General features: G+C 44.9%; 1 protein-coding gene. It reads right to left on the reverse strand.

The window, feature by feature from the left end; all coding sequences use genetic code 11:
* Positions 1-1,049 (reverse strand): hypothetical protein (locus tag LZ23_RS11985; protein ID WP_045214531.1); only part of this gene is annotated, 1,049 nt, incomplete at its 3' end.
* Positions 1,050-1,109 lie beyond the last annotated feature (60 nt).

Consider the following 1,109-nt stretch of genomic DNA (forward strand, 5'->3'; position numbering starts at 1 on the left):
AGATAATCCAAGGCCTTCCCAAGCCTTTGCAGGTTTCTCGGAGTTACTTTTCTGTCTAATCCTGGAGTTTCCCTGTACTCCCCAATAAGCTGCAAAAGTTGCTTAAAGCTCTTTTTGGCTCCATTCTTGATGTAATGAGTACCACCAGGTAGAACAAAGAGGCTATACATTACTTTCTTGGCAAAGCTTTCAGTCCCTCGCTGTTCTCTGTGGTCTAAGGCTAATATCTTCTGGTTCAGTTTTCCGATAAACTCATAGTTATCCCGAGACATGTAATGCGTAGCCCAGCTGCCTGCCTGAATTTCCCAGCAGGTTGGTGTGTAGTGTTTGGTAAAGGGGTTGAAGTCACGCTTTACCAGTTTCAAGACTATAATGTTGCCATTATAGTTCAGAGGCTTCTCTTTGCCTTTGGCATTACTTACTTTGACCTTGAGACTACCAAGTCTTTCAACTTCAGCACTGATTTTCTCAATCAGATTCCAACGTCTCTCACCATATGACTTCACTTCTTTATATCCCAGGATCTCTCTGGCTGTGATTATGCTTTTTAAAGCCATTGGCTGATCTGTCTTATTCTGACAGTATGTGGAACTCAGATGTCCCAGAAGAACCATTAGAACATCCAGAGTAAACAGAGAAAATCCCTGTATAACCTCTTCATTCAGGGCAGTGACAGTGATCACTCCGGCATTGGGTTGTGTATCCTGGAAAACCCAGCTCCCCCTGTGCTCTACCCAGCCGCCTGGCTTAACTCTAAAGTCCTCAGCACCTCCAAGTATCGCCCTGATAATCACACTGAGTACCTGGTTATTGGGTACAGGGGCTATCCCCTCTCGGAAGATAGCCTCTGTCTCAGGATCAGCCTTGGGCTTTTCTGTACTGATAATCTCTTTAGTTCTCTGGGCAGCAGCTCTGAGTTTCTGAGTAAGCTCCGGATCACCAAGATCAATATCCAGAAGCTCAGGGTAATTGCGCTCAATATCGTAATTACCTTCCTGCAGATCCCAGTAGTTCATTAAAGTCTCAAATAACTGATCCTGCAGTTCCATTACTTCGCACCTCCCCAGCTATCTCCAATATTTGCCTCAACAAGTCCTTCTGTGAAAGCC

The organism is Desulfonatronovibrio magnus, assembly GCF_000934755.1.
Lineage (GTDB): Bacteria > Desulfobacterota > Desulfovibrionia > Desulfovibrionales > Desulfonatronovibrionaceae > Desulfonatronovibrio > Desulfonatronovibrio magnus.